This is a genomic window from Streptomyces sp. PA03-6a, assembly GCF_033792765.1.
GTDB lineage: Bacteria > Actinomycetota > Actinomycetes > Streptomycetales > Streptomycetaceae > Actinacidiphila.
Window position 1 is genome coordinate 1 of record NZ_JARAVK010000124.1, and the last position, 17,672, is coordinate 17,672.

Sequence of the window (17,672 nt, forward strand, 5' to 3'; positions counted from 1 at the left end):
TGGGGGTACCTCACCCCGCTGGAGATCCGACAGCGACACGAGCAAGAACACACCCTCGCAGCGTAAGCAACGAGTGTCCGAGATCACGGGGAAACTTCAGAGGCTCCGGGCCGGGCGGATGGTGGCCCCATGTTTTGAGGGCCTTCCACGCGACGCGCCGGTTGGGCTCGTAGCTGCTGGTGTCCAGGATGCGGCGCGCGTGCCCGGCGAGGTGATCACGGTGCTCGGCGAGCGCGGGGTGTTCGGCGAGGATGAGCGCGGCGATGACGGCGGCTTCGCGCACGTTCTTGTGGCTGTCCTGCAGGAAGGGCGTGACGGCCCGGTAGAGCATCGGACGCAACTCCCGGAAGGCCGCCACGGTGGTGTCCGGGGCGAAGCCTGGCCAGTACTCCTCGTTGCGGGCGACGATCTCGTCGGAGGCGTCGTGAAGCGTGGAAGCCAGCCAGCCCAACAACGTCGCGCGGATGGGGATGTCGCGATAGGGCCGTCGCGTCATGGCCGCCGGGTGGGTGAGGATGGCAGCGACGTACATGGCGGCGGGGGCGGTGGCTTCGTAAATAGTGTTCTGGTGGCCGACCAGCTCACCCAGCTCCTGCAAAGCCGTGACCTGGACCTTGGGATCGGGCTCCAAAAGTTGCGTCAGAACCTTAGGAAGGTCCTCCCCGGACCCGAAAGGCGTCTGGAGTGAACCCCAGTCGGTTTCCGCCAGGACAACCTGGTAGGGCGGCAAGTCAGGCTCGTGGGGTGCCCCGGCATTGGAACGATTGTGGGTCACAGGCCAAATCTAGACCAGACTTCTGACACCATCCCCTTCCGGGTCAGTCCCTCGGTCTGCGGTCCGGCCATAGGCCGCTGCTGCGCGTGTGGCATGTCACCAGTTTGGAAGACTGAGGCTCCGGACTATGCCTCACCTGGGCGGACGCTGACCTGCGGCAACGGGGCGCTTTCACTGCTGTTCCCCGTGGCTCCCCCTTCGGCACCGCCTCACCTGGCACGGCTGTGGCACGCACGCTCCCCTCGATGCGAACTATGGGCGCGACGGTCGCTGTGGTCAGCGGGGCACGTCGGCAATCGTCCAAGGTTCGTGGCGGTCGGTCGCGGGCGCGGTGATTGCTGTACTTCGCTGCTGTCAATCGAGAAAGTAAGACCAGAACGGGATCGGGGCGTATCGGTGGTCATTGGCGGTCGGTGCGCGGCGGCCGAACTCGTGATGGAAGTAGTCGACCAGATCGGTGCCGTAGTAAATGATGTCCGTCTGGTACATCGACAAGACTGGCGTACCGGTTCGTTCTGGATCGCCCAATAGGTACCGGTGTGAGCGAATCGGTACCATCACAGGAGCTTTGGCCATATAGGCACGGGCCAAGTCCAACGCGTCCTGCGCGCCCGCCGGCCGCGGATCCCAATCTGGGTGCCAGAAACCGTTTCGCTCCACGTCGAACAGCACGCCTTCCACCGGCCAGGCCAGGCGCCTCGCCAGATCCTCTGGGTCCCCGTCGCGCCAATCGGGCTCAACTCCGACTGCCGACCGGCAACCCTTCGCCGAGCAGGGCTCGATGTTCCGGAGCGAAACGGAATTCCCAACGCTCCTCGACGCGATCGAGTTCCCGGTCGCTCATGCCCTGCTTGATCTCGACCCCAGCATGGAGCAGGGAGAGCAGTGCGCGGGCATCTTTTGATCGCAGCGGGTTCTCAGGGCTGATCGCAGTCATGATCGGAACGGTAGAACATCCGGGCGACGACGAGGAAGGTCAGTTCTTCTGGAACTGATCCGTGGGGAGTCCTGACCTGAGTCGACATAGGCGATCAGCGCTCTGACCAGGCGCTGAGCTGTCGACGGTTGTCAACGTCTGTCATCGTTGAGTCCCCTCCCACGGCCCCGAGACGGCCCGGGAGAGGCTTCGGTGTCCCGGACGGAGTCGGTTTCGTAGGCTCGTGTGCCATGGAACGGAGGCATGCGGTGTTCACACTCGAGCGAGGCGCCACCGGCTTCTACAACGCTCAGCACGGACCGCTTCCTCGGACGGATGTGCGCGCGCTCCGTGCTGCTTGGCACGCGTCCGCCCGCGTAGCTGGTGGAAGGGTTGGCGCTTGGACAGACCAGGCGTATCCGCGGACTTACCACACCGTGTCGGTCGCCGACCGTGACGGCCTGCACCATGCCTTGTGCCACGCGTATGTACCGCTGGTCGCCTATGTGGTCGACCATTGCCTCCGTCACGTCTACGAGTTCCGCGATCCTCCGGCGTGGGCGCAACCCTTTTCTGAAGCTGGTTTCACCGTGCTGAGTTCCGAACAGTTGAACGCGCCCCTTGCCCAAGTCGACACCGCCGTTCTGACGGACATGGAGTGGCGAGAGATCCGCTTCTGGGAGATCTCCACGCTGGGCGGAGTGCTGTTCAACTCCTGGGACTAATGGCACCAGCGGATGCCAGTTTGGAAAACTGAGGCTGCGGACCGTGCCTCACCTGGGTAGGCAGTCCAACTGCGGCCATGCGGCGCTATCGCCGACGTTCCCCGTGGTTCCCCGTCGTGCCCCGCCCAACGTGGCACGTATCTGGGACTCCACCGGGCGGCCCGGCAGCACCTCATACACTGGCCGCCCGGACGCGGCGTGACCAGCCAGAAGACGTACGTGGACACCGGCCGGCGGCTGAGGATCGAACGTCATGACGGTGATCGTCCCAGATGCCTGCGACCACGCCCCCAAGGCCATCCAAGATCCCGAAGAGACTTCGTGGACAGTCGCCTCGGCTTCGTCACAGGCGAGGCCGTCCCAGTTGCCGGTCCCGCACGCGAGCCCGGTGAAGGGTCGTGTCACGCCCCGACGAACCTCACCGTCTCCGTGATGTCCGCGCGGCCCGTGCGCAGTCGATGCACGCCCTCCTTCTCGAAGCCCACCGCGACGCCGCAGAACAGCACGAGGCCGTCGCCTGCCCCGACGGCCTGGCTGACGGTCTTGCGGTACAGGGTCCACATCACCTGGGGGCAACTGTGCAGGCCTTCCGCCCTCAGCAACAGCATGACCGTCTGCAGGTACATCCCCGCGTCGGCCCACTGTCCGAGCCCCATCGTCCGGTCGAGGTAGCAGAACAGGACGACCGGTGCCCCGAACGCCTCCGAGTTCAGGGCCGCGATCTTCCTGGGCCTGTCGGGGTCGTCGCGCTCGATCCCCAGTGCTTCGTACCGCTGGGCGGCCGCGGCGGAGAAGCGGTCCAGATACGGCGAGGTCAGTTCGGCCGGGTACATGGGGTACTCCCGATCGTCACCCGGGTCTCCCGCCAGCGCCCTGGCCGTCGCGTGCCGCTTCAGTTCGGCCAAGGGTTCGCCGGTCACGACGTACACATGCCAGGGCTGGAGGTTGCCACTCGACGGAGCCCGCGTCGCCGCGGCCAGCACTCTCTCCAGCGTCTCCTTGGACACCGGCGCATCGCTGAACGCCCGTACCGCCCGGCGACTGTCCACGGCTTCGTACACGTCCACGTCTTCCCGCCCCCTCACTCCACGACGACCACCTCTCTACCGCCTTCAACGCGTACGAGTTGCCGCGGGTGCGAAAAGGGCTGCTCCGGGTCCGTGATCCGGAACGGACAGGGCCGGCGCTACGGGTGAGCGCCGGCCCTGCGACTGTCGTCGCCGCTGGTCACCCGCGGCGTTCGATCGTGTGGCCCAGCACGTCGATGACCGATTCCTTGCGGGCGTCGATGGAGGACGGCTCGATGCTGCTACTGCGTATGTCGATCTTGCCGTCGGGAGATGCCTTGTCGATGACCTCGGGCAGTTCGGCGGCGAGGGCGTCGGGCTTCACGCCGGCCTGCTTGCTGGCCTCGGCCACCTTGTCGGCGCCGAACGCGTCCTCGATCTGCCTCGTCGTGACCGGTTCGTTGGGACCGTTGCCGAGCCATGAGTCGACGACGCCCTTCAGGCCGCTGTCGCTCAGGAGCTTCGTCGCACCCTCGAGCAGTGCCTGCAGCTCGTCCATCATGCCGCCGCCGCTGCTCTTCGTGGGGTCAGCCATGGGTTACTCCCGTGGTTGTGGTCTGTGCGGGCGACACGCGGCGATTTCGGATGCTGCGCCGGTCGGCGATGGGGTGGGGCCGACATACTGTTGCCGCAGGTCGCACGTGGTGTCGCCTCGCTCGTACACCCCCCTCCAGGCCAGCACGAGACGTCCGCGGGCGCCGTGCGATTAGCCCATTCGGGTGACGCGAGGAGGCCCCCCGGCGCGGGTCGGCGTGGTGCCGGGCCCGGCCCGGCGACCGGCAGGCGCCGCGTCGGCGCCGGGAACATGCCCGACGGCGATGGCGGCCCCGTACGAGCGGCCCGCGGGATCGCTCGTCGTTCAGCTGTCCGAGCCGATACCGCCACCCAAATGATCTCTCCCGGATAAAGTCAGCACCGGCGTGGCGCTGATCGATCAAGGGAGCGGACGGTGGCTGGACGGACCCAGACCGAAGCCGGTCGGCATCCGGCGCTCTCCGGGCCGCGGTTCGTGGGCCGGGAACGGGAGCTCGCCGCCCTGGGCGGAGCGCTCGGGCCGGTCCCCGCGGTCGTCCTGCTCGACGGTGAGGCGGGCATCGGCAAGACCCGGCTGTTGCGCGAATTCCTGGGGTCGCAAGCCGAGCAGGGACGTCGTGTCCTCGTCGGGGCCTGCCCGGAGCTGCGGGTGCCGTACACGCTCGGAGCGGTCGTGGACGCGGTGCGCGACGGCGTTGACAACGTTGCCACCCTGGGGTTGAGCGGGCTGGGCGGTGCGCTGCGGCCCCTGTTCCCCGAGTGGGCCGACGACCTGCCTCCGGCGCCGGAGCCACTGGAGGACGCGAGCGCCGCCCGGCACCGGCTGTTCCGCGCGTTCGTCGAGGTCCTCGGACGGCTCGACGTCGCGGTGCTGGCGATCGAGGACGTGCACTGGGCGGACGAGGCGACGCTGGAGTTCCTGCTGTTCCTGGTCTCCCGCCGGCCGCAGACGCTGAGCGTGGTGCTGACCTACCGGCGGGAGGAAGTGCCCGCCGACTCGCTGCTGTTGCGGCTGTCCTCCCGGCCGCCCGCCGACGCGCACCTGGTCAGGCTGACACTGCAGCCGCTGGACATCCCCGAGACCGCGTCGTTCGTCTCTTCGATGCTGGCCGACGGCCACGTCTCGACCGAGTTCGCGACCTTCCTGCACGCACGTACGGAGGGTGTGCCGCTGGCGGTGGAGGAGTCGGTGCGGCTGATGCACGACCGGGCCGACCTGATCAGCCAGGACGGCGGGTGGGCACGGCGCAGGCTGGACCGCATCGACGTGCCGCCCACGATCCGCGACGCCATGCTCGAACGCGTCCAGCGGCTCCGGCCCGCTGACCGGACCGTCCTGTACGCGGTGTCGGTGCTGTCCGGCCCGGCCGACCACGCGACCCTGAGGGCCGTGACCGGCCTGCCCGAGGACCGGTTCGCCGCGCAAGCGGCCGAAGCGCTCGGCTGCGGCCTGCTGCGTGAGGACAGGCCCGGGCAGTGGTCGTTCCGCCACTCGCTGGCGTGTCACGCCGTGTACGACGCCATCCCGGCCGAGGAGCGGCGCGCCATGCATCTGCGCGCGGGCCGGGCACTTGAGCGATGGCCGCTGCCGCCGGTGGCGCAGTTGGCCCGGCACTTCCGGCTGGCCGGCGAGGTCGACGCCGCGTGCCGGTACACCGAGCAGGCGGCCGACCTCTGCGTCCAGTCCGGAGACGTGGCGACCTCGGCGCTGCTGCTGCACAGCCTGGTGACCACCGTGGCCCTCCCGGCGGAACCGCTGGTACGGCTGGTGACGAAGATCCAGTTCCAGGCGCTGTCCGGCTCCGACCCGTACTCGAAGACCATCGACGCACTGCGAGCGGCCCTCGGCAGCCAGGTCCTGACGCCGGGACAGCAGGCCCTGGTCCGCTTCCAGGTCGGCCGGGTCCTCATGGTGGCGGGAGAGATCGAGGCGGGCCGCCTCGAGATCCTGCGAGCGGTGCCCCATCTCGCACCGGACTCGCCGGAGGCGCCGCGCGCCCGCATCCTGCTCGCCCTGCCCCTGGGGAACGCACGCCCGGTCGCGGAGCACCTGCGGTGGCTGCAGGAAGCACCGCCGCTGGCCCAGGCGATGGCCTCGCACGACCGGCTGCGCCTGTTCGTGGAACGCGCCTTCGCGCTGCTCATGCTCGGTGAGGAGGCCGGCTGGGACGCGGCCCGGCAGATCCCGGACGACGTCTCCGATCCCCGGGCGGCGGCCATCGTCGCGATAGGCCACACGAACGTCGGCGAGGAGGCGACGCGGTGGGGCCGGTACGACGAGGCCAGGGCACGGCTGGCCACGGCCCAGGCGCTCGCCGAACGCCACCAGCTCCTGGACTACCTCGACAGCATCGCCTCCTCCCGGGCCCACCTCGACTGGTTCACCGGCGCCTGGCCGGGACTCGCCGAGCGGACGGCGCGGCTGGTCGACGACGACGGCGGCGTACGGCTGAAGGACCGCTGCGAGGCCGCGCTCGTGGCGGGCCTGATCGAGGCCGCCGCCGGGGACCGGGAGGCAGCGGAGGCACGTCTGCGCTTCGCCGGACGCGACGACCAGCAACGCATCGAGGCCGCGGCCGCGCTGGCACAGCTGTGCCTGCGCGACGGCGAGGTCGAGGAGGCGCTCCGCCTCACCGACCAGCCGGCCGAGATCGCCGTCAGCGGCGGCATCTGGTCCCGGGCCGTCGAGTTCGCCCCGGCACGGGTCGCGGCCCTGGTCGCCGCCGGTCAGCTCGGCCGCGCCGCCGACCTGGCCGACACCTTCGAGGGGGCCCTGGGAGACAGGGACGCCCCGGCGCCGCGGGCGTCCGTGGTGCTGTGCCGCGCCATCCTGGCCGAAGCCGAGGGCCGGCTCACCGACGCCGCCTCGCTGTTCGCCCGGGCGGCCGACGCCTGGCAGGCGCTGCCGCGCCCCTACGACGCCCTGCTCGCACGGGAGCGCCACGCCCGCTGCCTGCTCGCCGACGGCCGGGACGAGGTCGCTCTGCCGGTGCTGTCCGACGTCCGGCGGGCATTGTCGGAGCTCGGCGCCCACCACGACGCCGACCGGGTGGCACGGACCCTGAACGAGCGGGGTGGGGACACCCGCGAGACGCGCGGCCGGGGACGGCCCAGCTACGGCAACCACCTGTCCCCGCGCGAGCTGGAAGTCGCCCGCCTGCTGCTCGACGGCCGGACGAACCGGCAGATCGCCGACGTGCTGGTGGTGTCGACGCAGACCGTGGCCAGCCAGGTGAAGTCGGCCATGCGCAAACTGCAGGTGACGTCGCGGACCGGACTCGCCCTCAGAGTCGTGGAGTTGGGACTCGTGGGCGAGCAGGGGCAGACACCGCCGGGCGACGAGTGAATTCACCGTCGTCGCCCGGGACGAAAAAAAGGACCCACGGGCGAACGACGAGTTAAATCCCGCATCTGACCAATCGAGGCGGCGTCGGGCCCGGTTGCACACTCGTCCCCATGTTGCCCGCAGAACCGCTGACACCCGAACCGGCAGATGACCCGGCCGTTTCGGCACGCCGTGCGAAGGACGGACCGGTACCGGCAGGACCGCAGGCCGACCCGGCAGACGCCCCGACCACCGAGGACGCGGGTGATGCCGCCGTTGCCGGCGAGTACGAACCGCTCTAGCGCGGAGGCCCAGGGGCGGACCGTGATCGCCCGTGGCGCGAGGCGTCGCCCGAGCCAGTCCACCTGGTGGGGCGCGGAGTCCTCGCGCACCGGGAGCCCGATCGCCGACGCCCTGCACGTCCCCACGCCGGACCTCCCCCGATATCCCCCGTCATTCATCTCACAGGAGACTCATAGATGAGGCGAAGCTCAAGGAAGCGTCTCGGCAGACGCCTGGGCGCGGTGACCGTCGGTCTGACCGTCTTCGGCATGGTCGTGTCGACCACGGCGACCCAGGCTGCCGAGCCGACCCGGAAGCCGCCGCTTCCCGGGGTCGTACAGACGAACAGCCCGACGATGATCGCCGACGACGACCTGGCGCGGATCGTCTCCGCGTCCGGCGGGTCCGTCCCGGTGACGCTGATCACCGGCGACAAGGTGCACGTCGGCGTCGACGACGACGGCAAGCCGGTCGTCCGCGACGTCGACAGCGCGGATCGGCCCGATGGACCCCCGGTCGTGTTCCACACGATCACCCGCCAGGGCAAGGTGTACGTCGTGCCGGACGACGCCCTCGCGCTGGTCGGCAAGGGACTGCTCGACTGGGGGCTCTTCGACCTGTCCCAGCTGGTGACGCTCGTCGCGGCGGGCAAGGGCGACGCGGTGCCGGTGCTCGTCACCTACACCGGAACGGCCGGCGCCGACAAGACCCGGAAGGTCGCCGGGGCGTCGGGCGGCAGGGCGCTCCCGAGCATCAACGGCCGCTCGATGAAGATCGCCGACGGCGGACGGTGGTGGCAGGGGGTACGGGGCAAGACGGACTCCACGTCCGCCGCCGCCCGGTCCGCCGGTTCCCTGGCCGGGGTCAAGAAGGTCTGGCTCAACGGCATGTCGCATGTGGACCTCGAGCAGTCCGTGCCGCAGATCGGCGCGCCCGTCGCCTGGGAGCGCGGCTACGACGGCACCGGCGTGACCGTGGCGGTACTGGACACCGGCATCGACGCCACCCACCCGGACGTGTCCGGAAGCATCGCCGGGCAGGTCGACTTCACCGGCAGTCCCACGGGCACCAAGGACGGGCACGGACACGGCACCCACGTGGCGTCCACGGTCCTCGGCAGCGGCGCCGCGTCCAAGGGGCTGCGCAAGGGCGTCGCCCCCGGCGCCAAGCTGCTGGTCGGCAAGGTCTGCGACGACAACGGGCAGTGCCCCGACGACGGCATCATCGCGGCCATGGACTGGGCCGCCCACTCGGGGGCCAAGGTCGTCAACATGAGCCTCGGCGGTGAACCCACCGACGGCACGGACCCGATGAGCCAGGCGCTCAACGAACTCAGCCGCGCCACCGGGACCCTGTTCGTGGTCGCGGCCGGGAACTCCGGCTTCGTCGCCCAGAAGGTCGTCGCCCCGGGCTCCGCCGACGACGCCCTGACCGTGGCGGCCGTCGACAAGAGCGGCGACATGGCCACCTTCTCCAACCGCGGACCGCGGATCGGGGACGGCGCCGCCAAGCCGGACATCGCGGCTCCGGGCGTCGGCATCGTCGCGGCACGCGCCGCCGGCACGGCCATGGGCACCCTGGTGGACGAGTACTACACATCGGCCGACGGGACCTCGATGGCCACCCCGCACGTGGCCGGCGCCGCGGCCATCGTCGCCCAGCAGCACCCCGAGCTGACCGGTCAGCAGATCAAGGCGCTGCTGATGGACACCGCAAGCGACCTGGGGCACGACATGTACGCCCAGGGCAGGGGCCTGGTGGACCTGGCGACCGCGACCAACCCGCAGATCGTCCCGAAGGGGAACCTGAACTTCGGCCGCCTGGCCTACCCGCAGTCGGCGGTGACGAAGAAGATCACGTACACCAACCGCGGCGACGAGGCGACCACGTTGCATCTGACGATGCCGGTCTCCTTCGCCGACGGCAAGCCGGCCGCGGCAGGCCTGTTCACCCTCAGCTCGGACACGGTGGTCGTCCCCGCAGGCGGGTCCGCCGAGGTGTCGGTGACGCTCGACGGCAGCGTGCTGGGCACCGCCGGGGCCCACGGCGGCTACAACGGAGTGCTGAGCGCCCGTGACGACTCCGGTGCGATACGGCTGAGCTCGGGCATCCACACCTTCGTCGAAGCCCAGAAGTTCCCGCTGACCCTGAACGTCGTGCCCCCGGCGGGTGCCACCGACGTCCGTTACGGCACCGCCACCTTCATGCCGGTCGACGACCAGGTCCACCTGCACGCGGGCCAGGTCTTCGAAGCCGGCGCGGACACCGTGACCGAGCAGCTCTTCCGCGGCACCTACGCGGTGCAGATGCCGGTCACCTGGCGGGACGCGACCGGCGAGTGGCAGCAGGCCCAGCCGATCGCACCGGAGGTGAGCCTCACCAAGGCGAGCACGGTCACGCTGGACCTGCGCAAGGCCAAGCCGCTGAGCGTGCAGTACCCGGAGTCCACCGAGACCTACAACGCGACCGACATCGTCAACCGGGTCTCCGCGACCGGGGCATGGACGACGGGCACGGCGCTCACGTACGACTACAAGGCCGTCGAGCCGAACTGGTGGGTGCTGCCCACCGGCAAGGTGAGCGAGGGTACCTTCACGCACGACTTCTACAACTCGCGGACGACTCCCGTCGTCACCCTGCGCGCCACCGGCGGCGGTGCCCCCTCCAGCCTGTCCGCCCGCTACGTGACCCCGGACGGCGGGCTGACCGAGACGCAGGCGTGGCTGCGCGACAACGGGGACCCGACCACCCGCGAAGCCGCGATCCAGGTTCCCCGCCTGCCGGTCAAGGGACACCTGCCGGTGGTCCACGCCGGCACCGGGACCGCCGCCGAACTCGCGGACGTCGACGCCCGGGGCAAGCTCGTACTGCTGACCCCGACCGACATCTGTCAGGGCACCTGCGACTACGCGAAGCTCCGGGACGAGCGGGTGGCGGCCGCCGCCGCAGCCGGCGCCGTCGGCGTGCTGGTCGCGGCACCGGGCCTCACTTCGCTGGGCCGTCCCTCGGGGTTGGACCAGTGCGTGGACGGGCCGCAGAGCTGCCCGGCGATCCGGCCGTACGCCGCACTGCCCATCGTGAGCGTGCCCTACGCCGAGGCCGAAGGCCTGATCAAGCGGATCAAGGCCGACCGGAAGCACGTCGAGATCAGCCTCGGCGGCAGCGTCGTGCCGAGGGCGTACGCCGCCAGGTACCACGACGAGGGACAGATCCGGCCGAACGCCTACGAGGTCGGAAAGGACGATCTGGACCGGGTCGACCTCTCCTTCCACGCGTCACGGCCCGGTGAGGTGCACCAGCTGAGCTGGAAGCAGTCCCTCCAGGCGACCCCCGTCACGTCGCAGGTGTCCCTGCCGCACCCGTCCACGCGGCAGACCATGACCACCTTCGTCAAGCGGGAGGACAACGCCATCAGCCGTTTCACCGCCTCATGGGCCGAGGTCGGAGCGGACTCCTTCCTGGCGCACAACCGCACCGAGATGAACGACATGGTCCTCACCGGCAGGGACGAGCTCCACTGGAACGCGGGGCCCGCCGTACCGGGAGCCGTGCCGCAGGTGCGGACCAAGACCGGCTTCTCGGTCGAGGCCGGACCGTGCTCGGGCTGCCGGCAGGGCGACACCTTCTACCCCACCGTCTACCTGACGGGCAGCGGCGGCGGCCGCCAGGCCCTGATCGGCATCGTCGGCGACGAGCTGCTCCAGCACGAGTTCCTCGAGATCCCCTCCTGCGGGACGGTTCCCTCGCCCACCATTCCGAACCTCGACTCCACCTGCGACTTCAAGCTGCTGAACGCGTCCGGTGACGAGGTCGAGCGTCACACGCAGCACCTCCCGGACGAGACCTCGGCGACCCTGTGATGGCACTCGACACCGCTAAGGAGACCGACACGATGAACACCCCTGTGCCATCGGCACGGCGTCGCAGAGGGGCGGCCCTCATGGTGCTCGCAGCCGCGGCGATGCTGGCGCTCTCCGGCTGCAAGGGCGGTGACCTCGTCTCCTACGACCTTCCGGCGAAGTCGGCCCGGTACACGTTCGAGGCGGAGACCAACGACGTCAAGACGGTGTGGCAGTACACCTCCGCCAAGGCGACCAAGGACGACGCCCCGAAGCTCAGCCCGTGCATCGGCGAGGTGGTCGGCAGCAACCAGGCGGCCTGCCGCCCGGAGCCGCTGATCTTCCTGCGCTACGACTTCGACCTGGCCCTGGACAACACCGTCAAGGCCGGGGAGAACCACGAGGTCACCGTCGTCGGCTACTACCAGGAAAGCCTCACCGCCCTGCCCAAGGTGACGTCCCTGAAGGCGGAGACCACCTTCGACGGGGGCAAGACCTGGCACCCGGCGACCACCCGGGCCACCGGGAAGAACACCTTCACCATGACGATCAAGAACCCTCGGCGCGACCAGGCCGCCAAGGGCGTCGGACTGCGGATCAGCGCGACCGACAGCAAGGGCAACACCGTCAGGCAGACCATCCCCACCGCGTACACGCTGCGCTGACGGGCACGGCCAGGAACACCTGAACAGGGCGGGGCGGGACCGAGTCTCGCCCCGCCCTGTTCGGGCTGTGGACGTCTACGGCTGGGGCCACAGGGGTTTCTGCACCTGCAGATCCACGACCGCGACCCACTCCGCCGACGGGATGGCCCGCTCCACGACGAACCACTCGTCGGGGCGCTCGCCGAAGTGCGTCGCCGTCAGCACGTGGACGGTCTGGGCCGGCAGCCTGGTGCCCGCCCACGCGTGCCACCGTTGCGCCTCCGGGGCCGGCACTTCCACGGTGAACCGCACCGTGCAGTCCCGGAAGGGCCCGGGGAGCGAGGCAGGGCTGGGATCGGACGTGAGGTGCACGGTCCCCGCCAGCTCCTGCCCGTCCTCCTGAGCCGTCGGCCAGGTCGCTTTGATCTCTGCGTCTGCCAGGATCAGCGGCCACAGCTCCGGCCGCGTGAAGTGGAAAAGCAGCATGCCAGGACTTTACTGGGTGCTCCGCGCGTGTGTTCCCACCGGCGACCGGGCCGCCCGTCCCGGGCCATGCGACGAAGCGCCACATCAGGACCAGAGCCCCCTACGATTCCGGCCATGGCACGCTTCGAGGACCTTCGCCGCTCCCTGTGGGACACCGAGGGCCGGTACGGAATTCAGGAGCCCGAACCATGAGCGGCGCTCCTCACCGATCCAGGTGACCTGAGTCAGCCGAAGAGGGCAACGAGTCCATTCACCCAGATCGCGAGGAACACAAGGACCGCCACCAGGCAGCCGGCGCCCGCCAGCACACCGCCGACCGTCCACGGCTCGGAGGGCGCCTCGTGCTGCTCATCCAGGCTGTCCCGGTAGGAGGCGGGGTCGTCCCAGTTGACGGGGTGCCCCACTTCCTCGGTGCAGGCGGTCCGCACCGCGACCAGTTGCCCCTCCGCGAAGGCGGTGGCGGCCATCGCTTCGGGACCGTGCCAGGCGAGGGCCTTCATCCGCCGTCCGGGAGACCCGTACCGCGCTTCGAAGGCGGCGGTCTCGTCGGCGTCCCGGTCATCTTCAAGGTACATCCAGCGCCCAGCCTCGGCGGCGTCGCCGTAGAGCCGGTACACCTCGGCCAGACGGCGGCGGAGCGGCAGGTCGTGCGGGAAGGACGAGATGAGACCGCGCAGGCGCTGACGCGCGACGGGGACCCGGCCGGCGGCCAGGTCTGCATCGATGCGGGCAAGGGTCTCTCCCAGAGGCATGAACGCATGATCGGGTACCGCACTGACCTACGTCGACTTGGTTTGTGGCTCAGCACCCGCTCGCACTCAACGGCATCGGCCGAACCTCACCGGGACGGGACCGGCCGTCTTCCTGGCCGTCGGCGCGCTGCTCACCGTCCTCCTGACCGTCTACCTGGCGCGCGCCGGGGTGCGTCGCTACTGGCTGTGCGCCGCACTCGCGCCAGTGGGTGCTGCCGTCTTCCACCTGGCGGAGCTCTTCGTCCTCGACGCCCTCCTCTGACGGGTCCGAGCGGTGTGGTGAAGTGGTCCCCTCGTAAGCGACGTCGGGAGTCGCAGCGCAGGGGAAGGCGGTCCGTCCATGTCCATGCCGAGCCTGCTCGGGGTCTTCGCCCACCCGGACGACGAGTCGTTGTCGGCGGGCGGAGTGCTGGGCCGTCACGCGGCCGCGGGTGCCCGGACCGCGGTCGTCACGGCGACCTGGGCCGCGGACAGCTCGCGGGCCGCGGAACTGGGCGAGGCGGTGCGGATCCTCGGCGCCGGTGAGCCGCGGATGCTCGGCTACGCCGATGCGCGGGTGCCACGGTCGGCCCCGGGCCGCCCGAGGTTCTGCGACGCGCCGCTCGACGAGGTGGTGCACCGACTGGTGGCGCACATCAGGGAGTTCCGCCCCGACGTCATGGTCACCCATGACGCCTACGGCGGCCTTCCCGGTCACCCGGATCACGTGCACACCCATCGGGTGACCGTGCTCGCCGCACAAGCGGCCGCGCTCGGGCAGCTCTACCCGGATGCCGGTGCCCCCTGGCAGCCGCGTTCCCTGTACCTGGCCACCCACCCGCGCTCGGCCGTGCCGGCGCTGCACGATCTGTCGGTGCGCGCAAGGCGGTGTACAGCGTCCCGGACGAACAGGTCACCACGACCGTCGATGTCCGTCCCTGGATGAGGCAGAAGGTCGCGGCGGTGCTGGCGCACCGCTCCGAGGTCGAACGCGGAGCCCTGCCGGGGGTGATCGCAGGCCTTCCACCACATGCCCGGGAGCGACTGCTCGCCACCGAGTGGTACATCCGCCACGCCCCCTTCACAGGGACGGCGGCCCAGACGGAACTGACCACCTGACCGTGCCATCCGGGTCCCGGCTCGTCAACGCCGGTCCACGAGACCGGACTCCCACGCCCAGGTGGCGATCTCCACGCGATTGCGGGCGGCCGGCTTGGTCTGCACGTTGGCGAGGGGCGCCGACGTCAACGACGTGCTCGTGAACACCCCCGGCTGCGCCTTGGGGTACGCGATCGTGCGGTGGACGGCCGGGACCGGCCTCCTGGAAGGCGTGGTGCGGCGCTGGGCGCTGCCGGGTTCCGCACTCGCGGCGGAACCGCGGGTCCGTGTCGCGGCATGAGCGAACGCGAGCCGTACCCCGGCGACTTGTCGGACGGGTCACCGCGGGGAAGGGCCGGCGGCCGCACCGGCACGGAAGGGGAGCCGGTGCGGCCGCGTATGGGGGGCGGTCAGCGGGACGAGGGGAGGCTCAGGCCGTCAGCCGGCCGTCAGCTCGGACGGGTCCGGCCAGCGGCTCGTGATGACCTTGCCGCGCGTGTAGAAGTGCACGGCTTCGCTGCCGTACATGCGGTGGTCGCCGAAGGCCGAGTCCTTCCAGCCGCCGAAGGAGTGGTAACCCACCGGGACCGGCATCGGGACGTTCACGCCGACCATGCCGGTCTCGACCTCCAGTTGGAACCGGCGGGCCGCGCCGCCGTCGCGGGTGAAGACCGAGCCGGCGTTGCCGAACGGGGAGCCGTTGATGATGCGCATGGCCTCGGCGTAGGTCTCCGCGCGGAGCACGCACAGGACGGGGCCGAAGATCTCGTTCCGGTAGACGTCCGAGTCGGTGCTGACGTTGTCGAGGAGCGAGATGCCCATCCAGTGGCCGTTCTCGCGGCCCTCGACGGTGAAGTCCCTGCCGTCGAGCACCACATCGGCGCCCTGGGCGGCCGCGCCCGCGACGTACGCCGCGACCTCGTCGCGGTGTGCCTTGGTGACGAGCGGGCCCATCTCGGACGTCGGGTCGTCGCCCGGGCCGATCTTGACCTGCGTGGCCCGCTCGGCGATCCGCGACACCAGCGCGTCGCCCGCCGAGCCGACCGCGACGACCACGGAGACCGCCATGCAGCGCTGGCCCGCGGAGCCGTAGGCGGCGTTCACGGCGGCGTCGGCGGCCGCGTCGAGGTCGGCGTCGGGCAGGACCAGCATGTGGTTCTTCGCGCCGCCGAGGGCCTGGACGCGCTTGCCGCTCGCGGATGCCCTGCGGTAGACGTGGCGGGCGACGGGCGTGGAGCCGACGAATGACACGGCCGCGACGTCCGGGTGGTCGAGCAGCGCGTTCACCGCGACCTCGTCGCCGTGCACGATGTTGAGCACCCCGTCGGGCACGCCCGCCTCGGCCGCGAGCTCCGCGAGGAGCATGGACGCGGACGGGGCCTTGCTGCTGGGCTTGTGGACGAAGGTGTTCCCGCAGGCGATCGCCATGGGGAACATCCACATGCCGATCATCGCGGGGAAGTTGAACGGCGAGATGCCCGCGACCACGCCGAGCGGCTGCCGTATCGACGCCACGTCGACGTCGCTCGACACCTCGGTGGACGTGTCGCCCTTGAGCGCCGTGCCCAGCCCGCAGGCCAGCTCGACGATCTCCAGGCCCCGTGCCACCTCGCCCAGCGCGTCCGCGTGGACCTTGCCCTGCTCGGCGGTGATCAGCGCGGCCAGGTCGTCGCGGCGCGCGTCCAGCAGTTCGCGGTAGCGGAAGAGGATCGCGATCCGCTGCGCGAGCGGGGACGTGCGCCAGGTGGCGTAGGCCTCCTTCGCCGCCGCGACCGCGGCGCCGACCTCGTCGGCGCCGGCCATCGCGACCCGGGTGGTGACCGCTCCGGTCGCGGGGTCGGTCACGGGACCCCAGGTGCCGGAGGCGCCTGCGGCGTCCCCGTAGGGCTTGCCACCGATCCAGTGGGTGACGGTCTTCATCGGCGGAACTCCTCCAAAGGTGACGGCGGCGGGCGGTGAGGTTCCTGTCGTCCACCTCACGGACCCTGACGGCAGCCGGAGGTCCGCGGTCCTGTCCGCGGACACACACGCCCCCAGCCCGGGAGCGCGCGACTGCTGATATCGAAGTTACGGTTCCGATCCGCCCGAACAGGCGCTTGGGAGCCCCGCGGCCCGAAGTGCCTGCCGCGTGTCCCGAACTGCCGTGGGCTGGATCACCCGGATGCCGGGAGCCACCGTGTTCGCGTCCGGCGCGATGAGTTCCGGCCGCGGCGGGAGTCTGTTCCGGTGACCGTCGCAGGACGCCGTACGACGGCCGTACGGCGCTGCCCGGCACCGGACACCACGGAGGACACCATGACGACCACCCCCGACGACCCGACTACCGCGCTGCCCGGCCTCCCGCCGGTCGTGGACCTGGCCACCTGGCAGGCCGCCCGTGACGAGCTCCTGGTCCGCGAGAAGGCGCACACCCGCGAGGGCGACGCCCTCGCCGCGGCGCGCCGCCGGTTGCCGATGGTGGAGTTCGACGGGTCGGTCGAGGTCGTCGGACCCGACGGCCCGGTCCCGTTCCTGAACCTGTTCCAGGGCCGCGACGAGCTCGTGGTCTACAAGCACATGTGGCACGACGGCGCGCCGCACCAGGGGCAGTGCGAGGGCTGCACCACCACGGCCTGGCACCTGAAGGACGCCGTCTACCTCAACGCGCGCGGCGTCTCGTTCGCCGTCGTGACCACGGGCAGGTGGGAAGAGGTGGCCCCGTACGTCGAGTTCATGGGCTACACCCAGCCCTGGTACTCGGTGCGCGGCGTGGACGGGCCGGCCGGCGGCAGGATGGGGTACCTCACCTGCTTCCTGCGCGACGGCGACCGGGTGTTCCTCACCTACTCCACGACGGGGCGCGGCAATGAAGCGGTCAACGGGTCCATGAGCCTGCTCGACATGACGCTCTACGGTCGCGGCGAGGCGTGGGAGGACAACCCCGAGGGCCGGCCCAAGGGCGGCGACGCCTGCTGGACCTGGCGTTCGGACGCGGACGGGAAGGCCACCTGGGGCCCGACCAGCCGCCCCGTGCCGCAGTGGACCCGCCCGGGCGTGACCCCTGTGGAGACCCTCGGCCGGCACGGCCACCACCACTGACGCGCCGTCGTCGAGGGGCGTCGGCGGTGTGGCCCGACGGCCACGGAACGTGAGCTTGAGGGGAGGGCTGGATGATCGTTATCATCTACGGGCGGGCTGGGGGTCCGAGGTAGGGTGGACAACGTTGTCAGTCCTGGGTGGCGGCACCAGCCCCGGATCTGTGGCGGTTCCC

Annotated in this window: 14 protein-coding genes and 2 pseudogenes; 7 read left to right on the top strand and 9 right to left on the bottom strand. The window is 70.6% G+C overall.

Annotated features, from left to right (window positions below; all coding sequences use genetic code 11):
• Window positions 1-10: 10 nt before the first annotated feature.
• The 3 genes from PV350_RS26770 to PV350_RS26780 all read right to left on the bottom strand — a co-directional run bounded on the left by PV350_RS26770 (window position 11) and on the right by PV350_RS26780 (window position 1,712).
• The gene (locus PV350_RS26770) at window positions 11-775 is read right to left on the bottom strand and encodes a hypothetical protein (RefSeq protein ID WP_500336515.1); all 765 of its coding nucleotides are present in this window, start codon (window positions 773-775) and stop codon (window positions 11-13) included.
• A gap of 354 nt (window positions 776-1,129) precedes the next feature.
• A complete protein-coding gene (locus PV350_RS26775; protein WP_500336516.1) occupies window positions 1,130-1,447 on the bottom strand; it encodes a hypothetical protein in 318 nt (105 codons plus the stop codon).
• 64 nt (window positions 1,448-1,511) lie between these two features.
• A complete protein-coding gene (locus tag PV350_RS26780; RefSeq protein WP_500336517.1) occupies window positions 1,512-1,712 on the bottom strand; it encodes a hypothetical protein in 201 nt (66 codons plus the stop codon).
• Window positions 1,713-2,128: 416 nt separating this feature from the next.
• On the opposite strand from PV350_RS26780, the gene PV350_RS26785 reads away from it, so the two are divergent.
• The gene (locus PV350_RS26785; protein WP_500336518.1) at window positions 2,129-2,416 is read left to right on the top strand and encodes a hypothetical protein; all 288 of its coding nucleotides are present in this window, start codon (window positions 2,129-2,131) and stop codon (window positions 2,414-2,416) included.
• A gap of 401 nt (window positions 2,417-2,817) precedes the next feature.
• Here the strand turns inward: PV350_RS26785 and PV350_RS26790 are convergent, their stop codons facing one another.
• Entirely contained in the window at window positions 2,818-3,483 is a 666-nt protein-coding gene (locus tag PV350_RS26790) for a nitroreductase (RefSeq protein WP_499509874.1), read from the bottom strand.
• Window positions 3,484-3,643: 160 nt separating this feature from the next.
• The gene (locus PV350_RS26795) at window positions 3,644-4,018 is read right to left on the bottom strand and encodes a YidB family protein (protein WP_499509873.1); all 375 of its coding nucleotides are present in this window, start codon (window positions 4,016-4,018) and stop codon (window positions 3,644-3,646) included.
• Between the two features lie 414 nt (window positions 4,019-4,432).
• Here PV350_RS26795 and PV350_RS26800 point away from each other — a divergent pair, with 414 nt between their 5' ends.
• The 3 genes from PV350_RS26800 (at window position 4,433) to PV350_RS26810 (ending at window position 12,128) form a co-directional block, all read left to right on the top strand.
• Window positions 4,433-7,363 carry a helix-turn-helix transcriptional regulator gene (locus PV350_RS26800; RefSeq protein ID WP_500336520.1) on the top strand — a complete coding sequence of 977 codons (2,931 nt, stop codon included), beginning with the start codon at window positions 4,433-4,435 and terminating at the stop codon, window positions 7,361-7,363.
• Between the two features lie 458 nt (window positions 7,364-7,821).
• Window positions 7,822-11,484 (top strand): S8 family peptidase, encoded by a 3,663-nt coding sequence (locus PV350_RS26805; protein ID WP_500336521.1) that lies wholly within the window; start codon window positions 7,822-7,824, stop codon window positions 11,482-11,484.
• A gap of 80 nt (window positions 11,485-11,564) precedes the next feature.
• On the top strand, window positions 11,565-12,128 hold the full coding sequence (locus PV350_RS26810) for a hypothetical protein (RefSeq protein ID WP_499509870.1): 564 nt from the start codon (window positions 11,565-11,567) through the stop codon (window positions 12,126-12,128).
• Window positions 12,129-12,203: 75 nt separating this feature from the next.
• Here the strand turns inward: PV350_RS26810 and PV350_RS26815 are convergent, their stop codons facing one another.
• A complete protein-coding gene (locus PV350_RS26815; RefSeq protein WP_499509869.1) occupies window positions 12,204-12,593 on the bottom strand; it encodes a hypothetical protein in 390 nt (129 codons plus the stop codon).
• Window positions 12,594-12,817: 224 nt separating this feature from the next.
• Entirely contained in the window at window positions 12,818-13,345 is a 528-nt protein-coding gene (locus tag PV350_RS26820) for a DUF6584 family protein (RefSeq protein WP_499509868.1), read from the bottom strand.
• A 37-nt stretch (window positions 13,346-13,382) separates the two neighbouring features.
• On the opposite strand from PV350_RS26820, the gene PV350_RS26825 reads away from it, so the two are divergent.
• On the top strand, window positions 13,383-13,607 hold the full coding sequence (locus PV350_RS26825) for a hypothetical protein (protein ID WP_500336523.1): 225 nt from the start codon (window positions 13,383-13,385) through the stop codon (window positions 13,605-13,607).
• A 78-nt stretch (window positions 13,608-13,685) separates the two neighbouring features.
• A pseudogene (locus PV350_RS26830) lies at window positions 13,686-14,443 on the top strand (PIG-L family deacetylase).
• Window positions 14,444-14,467: 24 nt separating this feature from the next.
• On the opposite strand, the pseudogene PV350_RS26835 reads toward PV350_RS26830, so the two are convergent.
• Window positions 14,468-14,557 (bottom strand): annotated as a pseudogene (locus tag PV350_RS26835) (DNA-binding response regulator); the annotation flags it as partial.
• Window positions 14,558-14,860: 303 nt separating this feature from the next.
• Entirely contained in the window at window positions 14,861-16,342 is a 1,482-nt protein-coding gene (locus tag PV350_RS26840; RefSeq protein WP_500336525.1) for a CoA-acylating methylmalonate-semialdehyde dehydrogenase, read from the bottom strand.
• 375 nt (window positions 16,343-16,717) lie between these two features.
• Between PV350_RS26840 and PV350_RS26845 the strand changes: the two genes are divergently transcribed.
• Window positions 16,718-17,500 (top strand): DUF899 domain-containing protein, encoded by a 783-nt coding sequence (locus PV350_RS26845; RefSeq protein ID WP_500336540.1) that lies wholly within the window; start codon window positions 16,718-16,720, stop codon window positions 17,498-17,500.
• Window positions 17,501-17,672: the final 172 nt, after the last annotated feature.